This window comes from Rahnella inusitata (assembly GCF_018288855.1).
In the GTDB taxonomy this organism is placed as follows: Bacteria; Pseudomonadota; Gammaproteobacteria; order Enterobacterales; family Enterobacteriaceae; genus Rahnella; species Rahnella inusitata.
This window is the reverse complement of record NZ_CP065024.1, coordinates 4,437,691-4,453,423: the sequence shown is the minus strand read 5'-3', so window position 1 is coordinate 4,453,423 and position 15,733 is coordinate 4,437,691. Positions and strand designations below refer to the sequence as shown.

The 15,733-nt window shown below is 53.7% G+C and carries 15 protein-coding genes and 3 tRNA genes; 8 read left to right on the top strand and 10 right to left on the bottom strand.

What is annotated here, in order from left to right:
* Nucleotides 1-35 precede the first annotated feature (35 nt).
* The 4 genes from fucO to rhaB all read right to left on the bottom strand — a co-directional run bounded on the left by fucO (nucleotide 36) and on the right by rhaB (nucleotide 4,936).
* Complete coding sequence (gene fucO, locus I2123_RS20785) at nucleotides 36-1,184, bottom strand: lactaldehyde reductase (RefSeq protein ID WP_213051415.1); 1,149 nt, start codon at nucleotides 1,182-1,184, stop codon at nucleotides 36-38.
* Between the two features lie 134 nt (nucleotides 1,185-1,318).
* Nucleotides 1,319-2,143: a rhamnulose-1-phosphate aldolase gene (rhaD, locus tag I2123_RS20780; protein WP_213051414.1), complete on the bottom strand. Its 825-nt coding sequence runs from the start codon at nucleotides 2,141-2,143 to the stop codon at nucleotides 1,319-1,321.
* Between the two features lie 55 nt (nucleotides 2,144-2,198).
* On the bottom strand, nucleotides 2,199-3,455 hold the full coding sequence (locus I2123_RS20775) for an L-rhamnose isomerase (RefSeq protein ID WP_213051413.1): 1,257 nt from the start codon (nucleotides 3,453-3,455) through the stop codon (nucleotides 2,199-2,201).
* A complete protein-coding gene (rhaB, locus tag I2123_RS20770; protein WP_112168365.1) occupies nucleotides 3,452-4,936 on the bottom strand; it encodes a rhamnulokinase in 1,485 nt (494 codons plus the stop codon). Before rhaB ends, I2123_RS20775 begins: the two co-directional genes overlap by 4 nt.
* 343 nt (nucleotides 4,937-5,279) lie before the next feature.
* Here rhaB and rhaS point away from each other — a divergent pair, with 343 nt between their 5' ends.
* Together rhaS and rhaR are read left to right on the top strand one after the other, a co-directional pair.
* Entirely contained in the window at nucleotides 5,280-6,107 is an 828-nt protein-coding gene (rhaS, locus tag I2123_RS20765) for an HTH-type transcriptional activator RhaS (RefSeq protein ID WP_213051412.1), read from the top strand.
* 82 nt (nucleotides 6,108-6,189) lie between these two features.
* Nucleotides 6,190-7,041 (top strand): HTH-type transcriptional activator RhaR, encoded by an 852-nt coding sequence (rhaR, locus tag I2123_RS20760; protein WP_213051411.1) that lies wholly within the window; start codon nucleotides 6,190-6,192, stop codon nucleotides 7,039-7,041.
* 380 nt (nucleotides 7,042-7,421) lie between these two features.
* Here the strand turns inward: rhaR and I2123_RS20755 are convergent, their stop codons facing one another.
* Nucleotides 7,422-8,516, bottom strand: coding sequence for a GGDEF domain-containing protein (locus I2123_RS20755; RefSeq protein ID WP_112168368.1), 1,095 nt, complete (start codon nucleotides 8,514-8,516; stop codon nucleotides 7,422-7,424).
* A 279-nt stretch (nucleotides 8,517-8,795) separates the two neighbouring features.
* Between I2123_RS20755 and I2123_RS20750 the strand changes: the two genes are divergently transcribed.
* Both I2123_RS20750 and I2123_RS25685 read left to right on the top strand, forming a co-directional pair.
* Nucleotides 8,796-9,077 (top strand): DUF1435 domain-containing protein, encoded by a 282-nt coding sequence (locus I2123_RS20750; protein ID WP_112168369.1) that lies wholly within the window; start codon nucleotides 8,796-8,798, stop codon nucleotides 9,075-9,077.
* A gap of 49 nt (nucleotides 9,078-9,126) precedes the next feature.
* Complete coding sequence (locus I2123_RS25685; protein WP_274611815.1) at nucleotides 9,127-9,261, top strand: hypothetical protein; 135 nt, start codon at nucleotides 9,127-9,129, stop codon at nucleotides 9,259-9,261.
* On the opposite strand, the gene I2123_RS20745 is transcribed toward I2123_RS25685, so the two are convergent.
* From I2123_RS20745 to I2123_RS20730, 4 genes are all read right to left on the bottom strand, one after another.
* Nucleotides 9,224-9,310: transfer RNA gene (locus I2123_RS20745), tRNA-Leu, on the bottom strand. The two genes, I2123_RS25685 and I2123_RS20745, sit on opposite strands and share 38 nt — an antisense overlap.
* A 40-nt stretch (nucleotides 9,311-9,350) precedes the next feature.
* A tRNA-Leu gene (locus tag I2123_RS20740) sits at nucleotides 9,351-9,436 on the bottom strand.
* A gap of 36 nt (nucleotides 9,437-9,472) precedes the next feature.
* A tRNA-Leu gene (locus I2123_RS20735) sits at nucleotides 9,473-9,558 on the bottom strand.
* Between the two features lie 194 nt (nucleotides 9,559-9,752).
* A complete protein-coding gene (locus tag I2123_RS20730) occupies nucleotides 9,753-10,691 on the bottom strand; it encodes a LysR family transcriptional regulator (RefSeq protein WP_112168164.1) in 939 nt (312 codons plus the stop codon).
* A 124-nt stretch (nucleotides 10,692-10,815) separates the two neighbouring features.
* On the opposite strand from I2123_RS20730, the gene I2123_RS20725 reads away from it, so the two are divergent.
* Nucleotides 10,816-11,808, top strand: a complete 993-nt coding sequence (locus I2123_RS20725) for an aldo/keto reductase (protein ID WP_213051410.1) — start codon at nucleotides 10,816-10,818, stop codon at nucleotides 11,806-11,808.
* 42 nt (nucleotides 11,809-11,850) lie between these two features.
* Here the strand turns inward: I2123_RS20725 and rsmC are convergent, their stop codons facing one another.
* The gene (gene rsmC / locus I2123_RS20720) at nucleotides 11,851-12,897 is read right to left on the bottom strand and encodes a 16S rRNA (guanine(1207)-N(2))-methyltransferase RsmC (RefSeq protein WP_112168166.1); all 1,047 of its coding nucleotides are present in this window, start codon (nucleotides 12,895-12,897) and stop codon (nucleotides 11,851-11,853) included.
* Between the two features lie 114 nt (nucleotides 12,898-13,011).
* Between rsmC and I2123_RS20715 the strand changes: the two genes are divergently transcribed.
* The 3 genes from I2123_RS20715 to prfC all read left to right on the top strand — a co-directional run bounded on the left by I2123_RS20715 (nucleotide 13,012) and on the right by prfC (nucleotide 15,570).
* The gene (locus tag I2123_RS20715; RefSeq protein WP_112168167.1) at nucleotides 13,012-13,425 is read left to right on the top strand and encodes a DNA polymerase III subunit psi; all 414 of its coding nucleotides are present in this window, start codon (nucleotides 13,012-13,014) and stop codon (nucleotides 13,423-13,425) included.
* A complete protein-coding gene (rimI, locus tag I2123_RS20710; RefSeq protein ID WP_112168168.1) occupies nucleotides 13,394-13,837 on the top strand; it encodes a ribosomal protein S18-alanine N-acetyltransferase in 444 nt (147 codons plus the stop codon). Before I2123_RS20715 ends, rimI begins: the two co-directional genes overlap by 32 nt.
* Before the next feature lie 143 nt (nucleotides 13,838-13,980).
* Nucleotides 13,981-15,570, top strand: coding sequence for a peptide chain release factor 3 (gene prfC, locus I2123_RS20705; protein ID WP_112168169.1), 1,590 nt, complete (start codon nucleotides 13,981-13,983; stop codon nucleotides 15,568-15,570).
* Nucleotides 15,571-15,733: the final 163 nt, after the last annotated feature.

Below are 15,733 nucleotides of genomic sequence, written 5' to 3'. Positions count from 1 at the left end.
AACTCCCTCCCCCTTCGCAGGGGGAGGAGAAAAAATTACATCGCTTTTAAATATAGCTCACGCACTTCTTCCCGCGTGGGTGTTCTCGGATTGCACGGCAGGCATGGGTCGGCCAGCGCTTTATCAAGCCAGTTTTCGATATCTGCTTCCACAATTCCCAGCTCCCTGAAACCGCAGGGGATCCCCACGCGTTTCGACAATGCACGGATAGCCTCGACCGCCGCGATGCTGGCCTGCATTTCGCTGATACTTTGCGTATGTACGCCCATTGCGCGGGCGATATCGGCGAAACGCTGCGGTGCGCAAGCACGGTTAAATTCTTCCACAACCGGCAGCAAAATAGCATTGCAGACGCCGTGCGGCAGGTTGTGCGTCGCACCCGGCTGATGTGCCATCGCGTGAACTAACCCCAGACCGGCGCTGTTAAATGCCATGCCCGCCAGATATTGTCCCTGCGCCATTTTTTCGCGTGCTTCAATGTCATCACCGTGTTCGACCGCTTTCGGCAGCCATTGGGTGATGGTCGAAATCGCCGCCAGCGCCGTCGGGTCGGTCAGCGGATGTGCGCCGACGGAGACATACGCCTCGATAGCGTGGGTTAACGCATCCATGCCCGTCGCGGCTGTCACGCCTGCCGGGATCTTGAGCATAATCGACGGATCGTCCACCGCGATATCCGGGATCAGATTGGTGTCGATAATGACTTCTTTCACCTGACGCTGGCTGTCGATGATCACCGCATTGCTGGTGAGCTCGGCGGCGGTTCCTGCGGTGGTGTTAATCGCCACCAGAAATACGCCCGGTTTAGTGACGTTGCCGACGCCGGAGTAACGTGTCACCGGCCCCGGATTGGCGGTCAGGATTTTGATGCCTTTGGCGGTATCAATCGGGCTGCCGCCGCCGAAGGCGATCAGATAATCACAGTGATTTTCGCGGTACAGGCGGAAGCCTTCATCGACAATTTCTGAGGTTGGATTGGGAACGACGCCGCCGTAGAGCGCGTAAGGTAATCCGGCATTGTTGAGTGCGGAGAATAAGCCATCAAGCAGACCGAGTTCGACTAACTGACCGTCGGTGACGATCAGCGCTTTGCCGTGATCTTTGTTCGCCAGCAACGCCACCATATCGTCGATTGCGCCCTGGCCATGAAGGCTGATTTTAGGAAGTGCCAACATAAAACTCATAAAAATCCCTCTGTGAGTAAATAGAACTGATGTTCTGTGTGGCGATGCTCCAGGGTCTTTGCCAGTTCTTGCTACGGGGAACATCCTCTGTTCCCCGTGCAGGATTTATATTTTCCGGAGCAGGAACCGCCGGATCAGGCTTTTAATGCGGCCTCGAAAGGCGTGACGTCAAAACGTTTGCCGAGGGCAATCAGTTCGTCGGTCTGGATGGTTTGTTTCATGCCGCCCATGGAGATCACTTTGACCAGAATCTCCGCGGATTTTTCGGCGGTATCGATCAGGCCAAAAGCATCGTCGAGCGTCGGACCGCAGCCGAAGATGCCGTGGAACGCCCACAGCACCAGACTGTGATGCTGCATCTGATCGGAGGTCGCCGCGCCGATGCCGTCGGTACCCGGCACCATCCACGGCACAATGCCGACGCCGTCCGGGAATACCACCAGACATTCGGTGCTGCATTCCCACAGCTTGCGTGTGATCTTGGCGCTGTCGAGTTCCAGCACGTAGGTCAGTGCGATCAGGTTGGTGGCGTGGCAGTGCATGATCACGCGATCCTGCCCGTGAGTGACGCGTTTACGTACTGCGTGAGATTGCAGATGTGACGCCAGTTCGGACGTGGGTAATCCGCCCGCTGTCAGCCCCCAGAGGATGTTGTAGCTGGCGCCTTTGTCATCGAGCTGGATAACTGTCAGCGCTTCGGAAGGGGCGAGTTGCACGTTGCGAAAGAACTTACCGGAACCAGTCACGATAAAGTATTCATTCGCCAGATCCGGCGCGTGCTGCGTCAGTTCAACGCGGCGCGGCTGGGTATAAAAATCATTTTTGTACGGGGCTACGTCTTCCGGCAGCAGACGCATGCTGACGTTACCGCCGTTGCGCTCATCCCAGCCTTTCAGCCACATATCGGTGGTCGCTTTGACCATGCCTTGTACAAACCACGAGCTAAATAATGTTTTCATTAGAACTTTCCTGCAAATAAGGTGAATGCATTTCGGCGGTGCGATAAGGCATGGATCAGCGTTTTGACAGCACGCTGGTTTCATAATGGCGGACGGCATCCAGCCACTGACCGCCGACCGGCACGTCGTGGCGCTGGCAGTACATGTCCCAGACTGCCTGCCACGGCAGCGATTTTTGTTCTTCCAGAAGCGCCAGACGTGCGGTGTAGTCGCCTTCCACTTCCAGCTTTTTCAGTAAATCAGTCGGCTCAAGCAGGGCTTTGAGCAGCGCTTTTTTCATGTTGCGCGTGCCGATCACCCACGCGGCGATGCGGTTGATCGAGGCGTCGAAGAAATCCAGCCCGATGTGAACGCGGTCGAACAGGTTATGGCGCACGATTTCGCTGGCGATAGCCTGTGTTTCGTCATCCAGCAGCACTACGTGATCGCTGTCCCAGCGCACCGGACGGCTGACGTGCAGCAACAGACGCGGCACATACAGCATCGCGGCAGAAATTTTATCGGAGATGACTTCGGTCGGATGGAAATGGCCTGCATCGAGGCACAGCGCGGTGCCACGGCTGGCGGCGTAGCCAAGATAGAATTCGTTGGAGCCGACGGTGTAGCTTTCCGAACCGATGCCGAACAGCTTGCTTTCGACGGCGTCGATGTGTTCGCTGAGATCAAACTTCTCGGCAATCACTTCATCCAGCGCGCTCATCAGGCGCTGGCGCGGAGCCAGACGGTCGACGGTGACGTCTTTCATGCCGTCCGGCACCCAAATGTTCATCACCGACGGCGTGCCCAGCGCGCGGCCAAACGAAGCGGAGACGCGGCGGCTGGCCTGACAATGCTCGATCCAGAACTGGCGTACTTGCGGATTGGCGCTCGACAGCGTAAAGCCGTCTGCGCTCATCGGGTGCGAGAAGCACGAAGGGTTGAAGTCCAGACCCAGCTTGTTCTTTTTCGCCCAGTCCACCCAGCCGGTAAAGTGCTTCGGTTCGATTTCATTGCGCGCAACGGGTTTGTCAGATTCCAGATAAATGGCGTGCAGGTTCAGGCGGTTAGGCCCGGGGATCATGGAGATCGCCAGTTCTAAATCGGCGCGCAGCTGCTGCGCATTTCGCGCTTTGCCGGGATAGTTGCCGGTGGCCTGGATCCCGCCGGTCAGCCCGCCTTCGGGGTTCTCAAATCCCGCGACGTCATCTCCCTGCCAGCAATGAATGGAAACCGGCAGAGTATCGAGTTGTTTGATTGCGGCTTCGGCATCAATGCCCAGCTGCGCAAAGCGTTCTTTAGCAAGCGTCCATGCGTGATCGATTGATGAAGTCATACTGCGAGCTCCTCATTGACGTGACAGAGCGCCTCAAAACGGCGCCAGTGAATAGCGAAATCCGCGTGAATACGGGGAAGATAATGGTGTTGCTCAAAGTTCATGGCGACGATGCGGCGAAATTCAGCGGTGTCTTTGACAGCGCTGAGCGCCATCAGCTGGCAGCCGATGTTGCCAAGCGTGGAGGCTTCCACCGGCCCGGCGCTGACGTTGACCTGACAGACATCGGCGCACAGCTGATTAAGGAACTGGTTCTGACTGCCGCCGCCGACAATGTGAATGTCTTCCAGCGGTGCGCCCTGTAAATCCGCCAGCTGCAGCGCAATTTTGCGATACAGCATGGCGAGGCTGTCGAAAATACAGCGCGCCAGTTCGGCCGGTGATTCCGGTACCGCTTCGCCCGCCTGATGACAGGCTTCGCGAATGGCGCTGACCATCGACGGCGGATTTATAAAGCGGTCTTCGTTCGGGTTGATAAGATAGGTAAACGGCGGGACGTTCTTCGCCAGCGTGATCAGCGAAGGTAAATCCTGAATGTTCAGTTCGCGGCAAACGCGTTGAAAAAGCCACAATCCCATGATGTTACGCAGCACGCGAAAACTGTCATTGATGCCGCCTTCATTCGTGACGTTATCGTGTAACGCACCCGCGTGATTGAACGCTTTCGGGCTCTCGATGCCCATCAACGACCAGGTGCCGGAGCTGAGGTAGGCGCTGTGCGAACTGGTGAGCGGTGCCGCAACGACGGCGCTGGCGGTGTCATGCGTGGCGACGCTGAAAACGGGCACGCTGCGCCCGCGCGGACTGTGCCAGAGGCCGGGAGAGTTGCCCGGCTGAGTGGGTTTTTGCAGCCAGCGGCGCGGTACGCCCGCCAGTTTCAACAGATCTTCATCCCAGTCGCCGGTGGTGATATTGAGCATTTGCGTGGTGCTGGCGTTAGTGAATTCCCAGTTGAGCTGGCCGGTGAGACGGAAGAGAAAATAGTCCGGGATCATCAGCAGATGTGCGGCTTTGCTTGCGATTTCAGGCTGTTGTTCCGTCAGCGCCCGCAGCTGATACAGCGTATTAAACGGCATAAACTGGATGCCGGTTTTCTGGTAAATAACATGGCGGCCAATCTGCTTTTCCATCCGCGCCATGACGCCGTCGGTGCGGCTGTCGCGATACGCCACGGCCGGACCCACCCGCTGACCCTGTTCATCGAGCAACACGAAATCCACGCCCCAGGTATCGATGCCTATACCGTCGAGCGGAATGCCTGAAGCGTCCAGACGGTTTAATCCTTCCAGAATGTGCTTCTCGAGATCATCCAGATCCCACGTATCCATGCCATCAGTGTGCGTCAGGTTATTCGGGAAACGGTGAATTTCTTTCAGCGTCAGCGTCGCCGCTGAATCAGGTTCCTGGCGGGTAAACGTGGCCAGCATGACGCGGCCGCTGGAAGCGCCGAGATCAATAGCGGCAAGATGGTGGGTTCTCATAGCAGCCATTCCTTATTGAATATGCTGCCCAGTGTAGGGGAGGCGTTTAAGGCTCACCTTCCGGTGATTGCCACTGGTTTTAGCGGGATGGCAGCATTAAAAAGGTAGATGCGAGGCAGATCACACTTCCGCTCAAAGCCCTGCCGGACAAGGCGATGAAAACGTCGGAAACACGCAAGCGGCCTGTGTGATCTTTGCCGCAGATCCGCAACACAGCGGGGTTAATCTTAAAAAAATGACTGTTTAAGCCGTTTTTAACGCCGTGGTTTGAAGGTATGAACGCCGGGCGCAGGGTAGGGTTGTTTCACGATGAATAATGAATCCCCCGAACCGGAGGCGATAAATGACGTTACTGAAGGGTGATGATTATTTTGCGGCACCTGAGCTGACTGTGACGGTCGAGCGACGTCTTCCGCAAAGCGTATTCCCGGAGCACTACCACGATTTCCACGAGATTATGCTGGTGGAAAGCGGCTCAGGCGTGCACATCTTTAATGACCATCCCTATACTCTGACCGCCGGCACTGTCTGTTTTGTGCGTGCCAGCGATCACCACTTGTTTGAAAACGTGGAGAATCTGCGCCTCACCAACGTGTTGTTCCGCTCACCTAAAGCATTCCGGTTTATCCAGGACGTCGGCCATTTTCTGCCACAGGAACACCATTATCAGTCGCAAATTCACTGGCAGCTCAGCCCGCATGTTCTGGCGCAGGTGCTGGAGTGCATCGCGCAGCTGGAAGCGCTGCCAGACAGCATTGAGATGGAACACATCGCCACGCGCGAAAGCTTGTTTTTACAGCTGCTGATCCTGCTGTATCAGGACTGTTTCCAGCCACAATTGCGAGACACCTCTGAAAACAAGGTCAATCAACTGTTGCAATGGCTCCAGTCACATTACAGTGAAGAAGTTAACTGGACTGAGGCCGCCGAACGTTTTTCTCTGGCGCTGCGCACCCTGCACCGACAGATGAAGCATTACACCGGTCTGACGCCGCAGCGCTATCTGAACCGTCTGCGCCTGCTTGAGGCGCGCCGCCGTTTACACCATAGCGATCAAAGTATTACCGATATTGCCTATGCCTGCGGGTTCAGTGACAGTAACCACTTTTCGACGCAGTTCCGTCGGGAATTTTCGGTGTCGCCAAAACTCATGCGTGACCAGTTACGTTAAGCGACACCTCTCGCGGCTCACGGCAATGCGTGCCTGAGTCGCCTCGTTTATCTTGTTGTCAAACGGGTTTGAGATTGCTGCTATGTCGCTGAAATTGAATAAAAATGACTTCTTTCTGACCGGCATGAACTCTGTCGTGGTGGCCGAACGCCATCCGCAGGCGGATTTCCCCAGTCACGATCATGATTTCGACGAGCTGGTCATTGTCTGGCGCGGCAACGGCGTACATATCTGGAACGACATTCCTTATCCCATCACCTGCGGCGACCTGTTTTATATCAACGCCAAAGATCGTCACAGCTACGAATCCGCCAATATGCTGGCACTGGATAACGTGCTGTACTGCCGCGAACGCTTCCGGCTGGCGGCTGACTGGGAGCAACTGCTGCCCGGTGAAGATACCCCACAAGGTCAGCGCTACTGGCGGCTGAGTACGCTCGGGATGTCGGTATTGAGAGATAAAGTCGATGAGCTGGCGAAAGAGTGCATGAAGTCTGAAGCACTGTCGGTACAGCTGAGCGAAGCCCTGCTGATGCAGCTTTCACTTTTGCTGCTGCGCTTTCGTCATCAGCCAGACAGCGGCGTACTGCCCGATGCCCATCAGCTGGATTTATTGCTCATGGCGCTGCGTGCGGGGATCGCCGAGCCTTTCCACCTGGAGACGTTTTGTCGCCAGCATAAGCTCAACCCCCGTGCTTTAAGGGCGCTGTTCAAGCAACACACCGGCATGAGCGTGACGCAGTATCTGCGGCAACTGCGGATTTGCCGGGCAATGAGTTTACTGCGCTACGGCAATATGACGATCAGTGATGTTGCGGCGGAGTGCGGCTTCGATGACAGTAATTACTTCTCGGTGGTATTTAACCGCGCCTGTGGCGTATCACCCCGCGATTACCGGCAGCGTTTTACCTCTCAGGCAGGCATCGCAAGATAGGGCGAGGCACTTCACTGTTTGATGCGGCATTCTAATATCTATTTAAAACAATAAATTAGGGTGTATCGCCATGCTGTGCGCAAAATAAAAAAAGGGTCTGATTAGATGGGATAGTCGAATTCTTAATGCTTTAGGAATATCTTTATTTGGCATTATTTACGGCGGGTCAGCGGGCTATAAAACAAGAAAAAAGAAAAGTGTCTTTTGCCCGTGACATTAAACGGGATGCTTATCCCTCAGCCTCCCCTTTTTTCCGGTTATCGTTTGAATGTTTATGCAGAAAATATGAATTTTTTACCGTTACGGATAAATATCAATGAGCCAAAATGTCAGAGGAATAACATTAATAACAATAAACGCATTGTTATTAATGTTACTTTTTAGGCCAATTTTTCTTCGCTCAATGTTTGTGGTTTTTCAGTTGCTTCCCACGCATAGAATATTTTATTACGGCCACTGTTTTTGGCGTTATACAGTGAAACATCGGCCTGACCTAATGCATGAATAAAGTTACCGTCTTCAAGCGCCGCCAGCCCGGCGCTTACCGTGACATGCGTCGAGACTTCGGCATTAAAAAGATGCGGGATATTCAGCCCCAACACTTTATTCTGAATACGTTCGGCCATGCGTACGGCGTGTTCCTGTTGCACGTTGGACATCAGCACCAGAAACTCCTCGCCACCGTAGCGTACGACGACATCCCGTGATCGCACGGCGTCGCGTATCGCCGCTGACACCCGCACCAGCGCCTGATCGCCCATGCTGTGGCCGTAGTTGTCGTTATAGGCCTTGAAGTGATCGATATCGAGCAGCATCACGTAATGGCCCGAGGCCTGACTGAACAGCGTCTCCAGCTTGTTCTGCAGCCCGCGCCGGTTGTACAGTCCGGTGAGCGGATCCAGCATGCTGAGATCGCTAAACTTTTCCCGTTCACTGTAGAGATTCGCCAGCATCCTGCGGGTGAATTCATCACTGCGGCGCAGCATCAGGTGATGCAACCACAGGCCAATCAGCGGCAGCGAAACGGTGAATAAAATACGGCCAACGTGCTGAAAATCATCCAAAAACACGACGCAAAGCGTCGCTGGTACTGCGTGGAGGCAAAAAGCGAGGAAATTATCTGACAGCGCAATAGCGCTGATAAAGAAAATACTGAGCAAACTGACCAGGAGATAGTTTTTATCGACTTCGCCAATTTCCTGAAACCTTAATGCAATGAGCCACGCCCAAAATAATCCGATAATTATCGAGCACACATTCAGATGGGCCGAGTAATTTTTCTTTGAGAAAAAAGAGAATACTAATCCGGCACAGCAAAGCACAAAAATAATCACCAGCGGAGCAGGTGTCGACGTCGCTTTCTCCGGAGGATAAACCATAGAAAATAGCGCAGTGGCACTATTTAAAAAAAAGAATAACAACATAGCCAGTCGATGTTTGCTTTTTAGCAACTCATCATAGGAATGAGATATCATCAAATTTACTCTATTTTTCGTGTGTCGTTGGTCTGAAAAGATAAAAAATCTTCTCGCCCTATGCCGCTATTAATTTCCTGCGGCAGGCTAATGGTTTTTACGCGTAATTATTAGATTTGTATAAATTTTGTATGCAACGAATATCTTTTTGACGGCCTTAAAATTAGCACTTTTATCTGTAAGTGTCACCTCAACGAGGTGGCAGGCCGCAAATAGGTGGTAAATGAGAAAAAATCCTATATGATATTGGTTCTCATTATCATTGTTTGGAGCAGGGTTATGATACCGGCGATTGTCATGGCGTGTGGGATCTGGGCAGTTGTGTGGATGCTGGGTAAGCGTCTGACCAGTGGTTGGGGCGTGCTGTTGCCTTGTGCGCTGATGCCGCTGCTGGCGATGACGCATATGACGCTCGATCAGCTGCGCGTGCTGGTGGTGGTAGCAATGCTGGTCACGCTGGGTATGCTGTTCCACCGCACGTTGCGCCACTATATGCTTTTGCCTTCTTTTATGGCGCTGGCTGGCGGTCTGGCCGCTGTGACATTGAATTTTAGTCTATAGTGGAGTGAGACAAACAATAAGTGATTGTTATTTAGAAGGAATGAGCGATATGAAAAACAGAAAACACAACAAAGCCGCAGGGATTTTTTACTTTTTGAAAACAAGAGAGTTGATGCAGGAAGGGAAAGCGGAAGAACAGATTCATGTGGTGCGAAGAGAGGGACTTGAACCCTCACGTCCGTAAGAACACTAACACCTGAAGCTAGCGCGTCTACCAATTCCGCCACCTTCGCACAGATGAATTCTGCTTACTGCTGATTTATATCACCGGTTTGGTGCGAAGGGAGGGACTCGAACCCTCACATCCAAAGGACACTAACACCTGAAGCTAGCGCGTCTACCAATTCCGCCACCATCGCTTACCGTGCCGTGCAATATAAATCTTGTGATTGTATTGGTGCGAAGGGAGGGACTCGAACCCTCACATCCAAAGGACACTAACACCTGAAGCTAGCGCGTCTACCAATTCCGCCACCATCGCGTTCCAATTGATTACTGTGTCGATCCATTCATCAGAATGTCATCGGCAAGTAACACAACCACGGGGGCGAATTCTAGAGATTTTCCCACAGGCGTCAACAGTTATTTCCCCCATTCCGGACGTTTGATGTAAAAAACACCATATCCACGGTGAATAGGTCAGTGGGTGATATTTTCATCAGGTTAATTGATGGTTTATTCAACAATTTTTCCATTAAGACCCTTTTGCTCTGCAGCACAATTCTGTGCTGAGAACAGCGTGATCAGCCAATCCAGCAGTACGCGGATACGCGGTGCCAGAAAGCGGCCCGGCGGGTACATTATGTACAGCGGCATCGGCGGTGGCAGTACGTCCGGCAGCACTTCAATCAGCGTGCCGAGTGCCAGTTCCTGCTCAACCGCCAGCTTCGACACCTGAATCAGCCCAAAGCCTGCTTTCCCCGCTGCGACATAGGCGTCGGCACCGCTGACGGTCAGGGCGCTGCTGAGATAAATTTTCTCCGTCCCGCCCCCCGCAACGAATTCGAGATGCGTTTCAGCCCGCTGGTGCGCGAAAAAGTAGCCGACGGCGTGATGCGTGCTGAGATCGGCAAGCGTGAGCGGGGTGCCGAACTGCGTCAGATACGCCGCAGACGCGCAGGTAATCTGCACTAAGTCGGTCAGGTGGCGGGATTGCAGATTATCATCTTCCGATGGCCAGGCGCGCACCACGCAGTCCACTCCCTGATCCAGCAGATTGATGGCGTTGTCGTTGGCACTGAGAATAAGGTTTATCTGCGGGTAGCGCTGATAAAATTCCTTTAGCGACGGGATCACCCGTTCGCGCGCCACTGAGTGCGGCATATCAATGCGCACGGTGCCCGAGGGCTGTATTTGATGATGGGCGAACAGTGCATCCGTTTCTTCCAGTGCCGCGAGTAAATGCAGGCAGCGCTGATAATAAATTTTGCCTTCCTCAGTGATTTTCACCTGACGGGTGGTGCGCAAAAACAGGCGAACGCCCAGCCGCTGCTCCAGCCGTTTCAGTGTAGTACTGACCGTGGCGCGCGGCAGATCCAGGTCTTCCGCCGCGCGGCTGAAACTCTCCAGCTCGGCGATGCGCACAAAGATTTTCATTGCCTGAACCTGATCCATATTGTCTCCGGGATTGTTCGCGATTGATGAATAGTCTTGCACGTTTTCGCTGATTTATCTTTCCTAACACAACAACCACACTTCATGGCGTTATTTATCCCATTCATGTCATAAGGAAAGTCAGATGAAACAACGTCAGCTTGGAAAAAACGGTCCGATGGTTTCTGCGCTCGGTTTGGGCTGCATGGGCATGAGCGATTTTTACACCACCGGTCTGGATGAGAAAGAGTCGCTGGCGACGCTGGAACGTGCGCTGGAGATTGGAGTGACGATGTTCGACACCGCCGACGTTTACGGCCCGCACACTAACGAGGCGTTGCTCGGACGTTTTCTGAAAGGGCGTCGCGATAAAGTCTTCTTAGCCACCAAATTTGGCATCGTGCGCGATCCGGCCAATCCCCACGCTCGCGGCACCAACGGCCACCCGGATTATGTCCGCCAGTCCGTCGAAGGCAGCCTGAAGCGTCTGGGCACTGACGTTATCGATCTTTATTATCAGCATCGCCCGGATCCGACTGTGCCGGTGGAAGACACGGTCGGCGCACTGGCGGATCTGGTGCGAGAAGGAAAGATCCGTTACATCGGGCTGAGTGAAGTGTCAGTGAGCACGCTGGAGCGGGCGAATAAAGTTCATCCGATCACGGCGCTGCAAACCGAATATTCACTGTGGTCGCGCGATGTGGAAGCTGAGATCCTTCCTGCATGCGAACGTCTCGGCATTGGTTTTGTGCCTTACAGCCCGCTTGGACGCGGTTTCCTGACCGGACAAATCCGTTCGATTGATGATCTTGATGCGGATGATTACCGACTCGCGAGCCCGCGTTTTCAGGGGGATAACTTTGCGAAAAATTTGCAACTGGCAGAGAAAATCGGAGAGCTGGCGCAGGAAAAAGGGGTGAAACCGTCGCAGCTGGCGCTGGCGTGGGTGTTGTCGCGCGGTGAGAACATGGTGCCGATCCCTGGCACCAAACGTCGTCATTATCTTGAGGAAAACATCGCCGCGCTTGATGTCTCCCTGAGTGAAGCCGAAATCGCGGCGATCGAAGCAGTCTTTCCTTTCCGCGTGGCAGCAGGGGATCGCTACAACACAGAAATGATGCGCATCCTCAGTGCCTGATCAACATGTCCGTTTCACTAGCACAGACATGTGAGAGGCTGATTAACGTCTTTTCTTTTTCGTATCACGCGGTGCGCGACCACGAACGGCTTTGTACACTTTAAAGCGGCCGTTCTGTGCCAGCACCTCGTGGCTGCCAAACGCGTCATCGAGCAGTGCGGCGTAAGGCAGGAAGGCGTTAGCCACAATGCGCAGTTCGCCGCCGATGTTCAGATGGCTGATTGCGCCACGGATCAGCTGTTCGGACGCATGCAGGCTGGTTTGCAGGCCTTCATGGAACGGCGGATTAGAGATGATCATATCGAAACGGCCATCAATGTCGGAATAGACGTTGCTGGCAATCACCTCGCCGACCAGTTCATTGGCGGCAAGGGTGGCGCGGCTGGCTTCGATAGCGGCTGCGCTCACATCACTCAGCGTGATTTTCATCTTCGGCGAGTACGTTGCCAGCACAGACGCCAGAACGCCGGAACCACAGGCGATATCGAGCACTTTGCCCTTGATTGGCTCTTCAAACGTATTGATCAACAACAGGCTTCCGCTGTCCAGACCTTCACGGCTGAATACGCCCGGCAGGGTTTTGATGGTCACTTCCTCGACCATGTACTCATCCCACCAGCCATCAGCATCAAACTCAGGCTGCTTTTCCAGACGCCCATGATACAAACCGCAGCGACGGGCGCTGTCGATTTTGCTGACTTCACAAATGCCTTCCAGCGTGGTTTCTGCGCTACGAACGCCGCTGCGGTTTTCGCCGATGACAAATACGTCGATCCCGACTGGCAACTGCGACAGCAGGTTGAACAGCTGGAATTTGGCTTCGAGCTTGCTCTTCGGCCAGTAATAAATCAGCACATCGCAAGGCGCAATAAGCTCGGCGTCGGCGAGTAAACCGAACTGCACATTGTCGCCCAGGGTTTTGCTGAGCATCTGCCAGTGGTGATACATGTTGGTGTGGACGCGGACTTCTTCGGCGTCAATTTCAGCAGGAAGGCTGTCTTGCAGGTCGCCGGCGAACAGGACGCGGCGGCCTTCGAATTCTTCGCTATGGCGCAGTATGACTTCACTGGCCGGAGTTAATGCAGACATCAGGATAAGGCTCCTCAGGGTTTGGCTGGCGATTATAGAGGTTTATTGGCGCATGTTCGATGTGTTTGCTAGCATAGCCGGGCTTTTTAGCTATTCAACGGGCAGGGATCGGGCATGGCATCCAGAAGAGATACGCTGTTACAACAGCTGGGCATTACCCAGTGGACGCTGCGCCGGCCTGCGGTTTTGCAGGGCGAAGTCGCCGTCAGCCTGCCTGCGGACACCAAATTATTGATCGTCGCAGACGTGCCTCCCGCTGAAGATGATCCGCTGGTGCGCGACGTGTTGCTTAGTCTGGCGCTCACCGGTGAGCAGGTTTACCGCCTGACGCCGGAACAGGTGACGATGTTGCCTGAAGATACCCGCTGCAATGTCTGGCGACTGGGGTTAAGCGAACCGCTGACGCTCGCCGGAACGCAGTTATCCAGCCCGGCTCTGGCCGAGCTTTATCAAGATGCCGGCGCCAAACGCGCGCTCTGGCAGCAGATTTGTGAAAATGAACCCGATTTCTATCCTGACGCCCGCTGATCTTCCCCGCGCATTCCAGATTGAACAAGCCAGTCACGCGTTCCCGTGGACCGAAAATACCCTGGCCAGCAATCAGGGCGAGCGCTATCTGAATCTCAAAATCATGCAGGGTGATGAGATGGCCGGTTTTGCGATCACGCAAATCGTCCTCGACGAAGCCACGCTGTTCAATATCGCCATCGATCCGGCTTTCCAGCGTCAGGGATTAGGCCGCACGTTGCTGGAAGAAATCATCCAACAGCTTGAGCAAAAAGACGTTTTTACGCTCTGGCTGGAAGTGCGCGCTTCCAACACTAAAGCCATCGCGCTGTATGAAAGCCTCGGCTTTAACGAACTCTCCATCCGCCGTAATTACTATCCTGCCGCACAAGGCCGCGAAGATGCCATTATGATGGCGCTGCCGCTGGGATAGGCACAAAAAAACCATTGATTGCCCATCCCGTCTAAATCAGTGAAAATAGCTGGCTATAACTTTTATTACCGCTTTGCCTGACGTCCTTCTGACGTGATGTGAAATCCTATGCAGGGCGGACCAACCGCAGAAACGTGAAAAACATGTCTCCAAGTGAATACGCCCTTGAAGTGGCTAAGCGCCGCACATTTGCCATCATCTCTCACCCCGATGCCGGTAAAACGACCATTACTGAAAAAGTCCTGTTATTCGGACACGCTATCCAGACCGCCGGTACGGTAAAAGGCCGTGGTTCAAGCCATCACGCCAAATCTGACTGGATGGAAATGGAAAAACAACGTGGTATCTCCATCACCACGTCAGTGATGCAATTTCCCTATAAAGAGTGCCTGGTTAACCTGCTTGATACACCGGGGCATGAAGACTTCTCCGAAGATACTTATCGTACGCTGACCGCCGTTGACTGTTGTCTGATGGTCATCGACGCCGCGAAAGGGGTCGAAGATCGTACCCGCAAGCTGATGGAAGTTACCCGTCTGCGCGATACGCCGATCCTGACTTTCATGAACAAACTCGACCGCGATATTCGTGATCCGATGGAAGTCATGGATGAAGTCGAACGCGAACTGAAAATCGCCTGCTCGCCAATTACCTGGCCGATCGGCTGCGGTAAGTTATTCAAAGGGGTTTATCACCTCTATAAAGACGAAGTGTATCTGTACCAGACCGGTAAAGGTCATACCATTCAGGAAGTGCGCACGGTGAAAGGGTTGAACAATCCTGAGCTGGATGCCGCCGTTGGTGAAGATCTGGCCAAGCAACTGCGTGAAGAGCTGGAGCTGGTGCAGGGCGCGTCGCACGAATTTGAACACGAAGCTTTCCTTGCGGGTGAACTGACGCCGGTCTTCTTCGGTACCGCACTGGGTAACTTCGGTGTAGATCATATGCTCGACGGTTTGGTGGACTGGGCGCCCGCGCCGATGCCGCGTAAAACCGATGTGCGCGAAGTGAAAGCCGACGACGAGAAATTCACCGGCTTCGTGTTTAAGATCCAGGCCAACATGGATCCGAAACACCGTGACCGCGTGGCGTTTATGCGCGTGGTGTCCGGTAAATACGAAAAGGGCATGAAGCTGCGTCAGGTGCGTACTGGTAAAGACGTGGTGATTTCCGACGCACTGACCTTTATGGCCGGTGACCGTTCGCACGTGGAAGAAGCGTTCCCCGGCGACATCATTGGTCTGCACAACCACGGTACGATTCAGATCGGCGACACCTTTACCCAGGGTGAGAACATGAAGTTCACCGGCATCCCTAACTTTGCCCCTGAAATGTTCCGTCGTATCCGTCTGCGTGATCCGCTGAAACAGAAACAGTTGCTGAAAGGGCTGGTCCAGCTCTCAGAAGAGGGCGCGGTTCAGGTCTTCCGTCCAATCGCCAACAACGATCTGATCGTTGGTGCGGTGGGTGTCCTGCAGTTCGAAGTGGTTGTGGCGCGCCTGAAAAGCGAATACAACGTGGAAGCGATTTACGAATCCGTTAACGTGACCACCGCCCGCTGGGTTGAATGTGACGACGTGAAGAAATTCGAAGAATTCAAACGTAAGAACGAAACCAACCTGGCATTGGATGGCGGCGATAATTTAGCGTACATCGCCCCGACGATGGTGAACCTGAATCTGGCTTCTGAGCGTTATCCTGAAGTGAAATTCCGCAAGACCCGCGAGCATTAATTTTTGCCCGCGTGGTTTTTTTGATCTGAAGACGGCCACTGTGCCGTCTTTTTTATACACTTTTTCTTATGTTTTATTGCCCGCCTCACATTTCCCGTTGTGCGTTTTTTCTCCTTTGTGACCGGAATTCGGCCATATTTCCCGCGAAATCTTAAGACTTGTC